This window comes from Cohnella suwonensis (assembly GCF_042655365.1).
GTDB classification, from domain to species: domain Bacteria; phylum Bacillota; class Bacilli; order Paenibacillales; family Paenibacillaceae; genus Cohnella; species Cohnella suwonensis.
Genome location: NZ_JBHSMH010000027.1, coordinates 1 through 3,132, shown reverse-complemented (window position 1 = coordinate 3,132; position 3,132 = coordinate 1). Strand labels below are relative to the sequence as shown.

The window sequence follows — 3,132 nt, the reverse complement described above, 5'->3', positions numbered from 1 at the left end:
ATCTTTTCTGGCCATAAAAAATCCTCCCCTGACTGATTCTGAGGAGGATTATCTCATAGCGATTAGCGGGCTTGAAGGTGGGGAAGGTTTGACGCTTACCAACAGACGTGGAAAGGAGCTTTGCCGGACATGGGTTTGGAATGGGCTTCGTTCGGCGGGAAAGTTGGTGCAAATGGGGTGCTGTGTGCTTAGGGTCACAGAACGATGCGGTATCTGGAGGAGCGGTTGATTGCGGAAAACAAAAGCCCCTCCGCTGGTTTGGCGGAAGGGGCCAACTCAAAAAACATTTGGATGGTGAGGTCAAGCTCCGATTCAATGTTTTCGACTTTTCGCCGTCTCGGCCCTTTTCATTGAGCACCTGAAATTCAGTACGAACAGCAAAACTGAGGTGGAAAGGCAGTTTGAGGACAGTACGTCCGATCCCATTTCGCTCCCTCGACATGAATCTGCTTGATCAATGTCTGGAACGGTTGACGGTGCCTCGGAGTCCCTGTTCGATGACATACATACTAAGATTTTTCAAGCAGCTCGCCCTCGATTCAAAAGGGTGTTTACAGAATATAGAATTTTTGGTACATTGAATTTAGCACTCGCTTGACTTAAGTGCTAACAATCGATTCTGGAGGGCCAACAAATGTTGAAAGTTTTTATTAGCCACTCTCATGATGAAAAAGACTTGGCACTTGCTTGGCAAACTTTGCTCGATCATGTTTCGCAAGGTGCAATTGAAGTTTGGTTGTCGAGTGATACAAAACCCTCTGGAGGCATGAAAATTGGTGCCGAGTGGCGTGATAATATTTATGAAAAATTATCTGCAGCTGATTACGTGATTGCAATCATTAGTCCGCGAAGTATTGAGCGACCGTGGATTTTGTGGGAATGCGGCGTAGCGAGTGGCACGAACAAAGACCGAGGTTTGATTCCAGTGGTATATTCGATGCCACTTTCAGATTTCGAAGGTCCCCTTTCGTCTTATCAAGCTTATCCCGGTGAAGATAAAGAACGAATTATTGAGATTTGCGAAAGACTGATGGTCGAGGCAAAACTGCAACCCAAGAAACAATATTGGGAACAACAAGTGGAAACGTACTTAAGCACTGTTAGATTACACAAGCCCCCACGTAATGTAGGTACAGCTGCGATTTCGGTTTGGCTACGAAGAATAGAATCGCTAATTTCTATTGGTAGAATTTCTGAGCTGGGGTCTTTAGTTGATTCTATGTATTCTTCTTTTGGAACAGACAAGGCAATGGACATCCAGATACATGATTTGCTTAGCCAAACATTTATTGAGGAAAAGAAATACACTTTAGCGTTGTCAGAGGTTCAAAAAGCATTGACTCTATTACCGGATGATTTGGAACTTCTTCATAGAAAAGCCCTTATCTTGCTAGAAGAAGGTAATCATTCAGAGGCTAAGGAACTTTTGGATTACATTTATCGCGAATTCCCAGACGCTAGATACTTACCTGAAATTTCTGGTCTGGAAGGCCGGTTATATCGAGAGTTGTTCGAATCAACAGGAAGAAGAGATGCCCTAGATGCTGCAATATCAGCATATGAGTTGGCATATGAGAAAGACCCTCTTAGTTATTATTGTGGCGTCAATTCAGTAACTTTGAGATTGATTGCTGGCGATATTAAGGGAGCACAGGAAAAGACAAAGGCTGTATTGGCTGTATGTGAGGAACTGGCCAAAAGAGATACAGTGTCGTTTTGGGTGGACTTTACAATTGGGGAGTTGTACTTAGTTTTAGGAGATACTGATCGTGCATTAAATCTCTATGGCAATGGTCTTAAGAGAAATCCAGGGCCAAAAGATCGTCAGAAGGAGTCAGCATTAAAAGGTGTTCAGCGGATCTTTACTCATACAAGATTGGAAGCGGGGCTCTTAACTAGATTCGAAGAGCTCTTAAAATAAAAATGCTAAAGGAGAATAAAAGTGAATTCAAAAAATCTATTCTTCAGTTATTATTTTAAACACAAGGATAGCTATGATGGGATTATACAATTACTCAAAAATAGGGGTTATTTTGATTTTAAAAATGGCTCCCTTGATGAGGACAACGATGCCAAGACAGAAAACCAAATAAAAAATGACATTAACGCACAAATTAATTGGGCGGGAACAGTTGTCGTTGTAATCGGACCGGGAACTTATACTAGGAAATGGGTCAATTATGAAATTGACTACGCTGCTGAAAAGAGCAAAAGAGTGGTCGGAGTATACCTTTACGGGCAATCATCTTCAAAGGTACCAGCAAGTTTACGAAAACTAAAAAACGAGGGTTACAAAGAACTAGCATTGGTTCGATGGAATTCTGATAGTATTGTAAGTGCAATCCGTGGAACAAACTCTTGGGATGAAGGGGACAAGTAGGCTGAAAAACCAACCCTACTAACTATACGTTTTAAAATCACCGGAAATCATTACGATACCCGGTGATTTTTTCTTTAAAAAACTTGCCGTATCAGACAGCGCGGAGAACCGTATCACAAGTAATGGAAGGCATCGACGAGAAGTCAACAAACAAAGTTCGACAGCTGGAGCGATTGGATTTCATATATACAGAACCCGATTGTAACTGGAGATGAATAAGAGCGGAAAGATATATGACAGTATTTGAACTTAGAATACATCGCCATGCGGATTGGATGCCATGGCGATGTGTTTTCTATGCCCGGAGTCAACACGGAGTCAACAAGTGAATCCTGAAAATACTTTCAGGGTGGGTCGAATCGAGCACCTGCTCTTAGCTTCACAATGCCCTATACAGATAAACGAAGGGCCGGAACAGCCGCCATGAGGGTGACTAACCCACCCTCTTTTCTATGTATGGATTTATATTAATAATTCGGTTAAGTTACATTTTTAAGTCAAAGTCAACATATTAGGACACCGAGATTGAAAATCAACGTAAAATCAACCGAAATATCGCCAGAGACTGCAAACCTGGATAATCTAAATTGATGATGACAGCGACTGTCGGTCATTTGTTAGTAGAGCACATAGTTAAACGGAATGAGGTATGCTGCGTATTCCGAAAAGTTTTAGCCACCCATTCCGGAAAGTAATGGTCACCGATTCCGGAAAGTCTTAGCCAGTCATTCCGAAAAGTATTGGTCGGTCAT

General features: G+C 42.1%; 2 protein-coding genes. Both read left to right on the top strand.

The genetic code is table 11. The features are described from left to right. The first annotated feature begins 634 nt into the window (after positions 1–634). Positions 635–1,921, top strand: coding sequence for a TRAFs-binding domain-containing protein (locus tag ACFPPD_RS10735; RefSeq protein ID WP_209752092.1), 1,287 nt, complete (start codon positions 635–637; stop codon positions 1,919–1,921). 21 nt (positions 1,922–1,942) lie between these two features. Continuing rightward, positions 1,943–2,380 (top strand): TIR domain-containing protein, encoded by a 438-nt coding sequence (locus ACFPPD_RS10730; RefSeq protein WP_209752094.1) that lies wholly within the window; start codon positions 1,943–1,945, stop codon positions 2,378–2,380. The last annotated feature ends 752 nt before the right edge of the window (positions 2,381–3,132 follow it).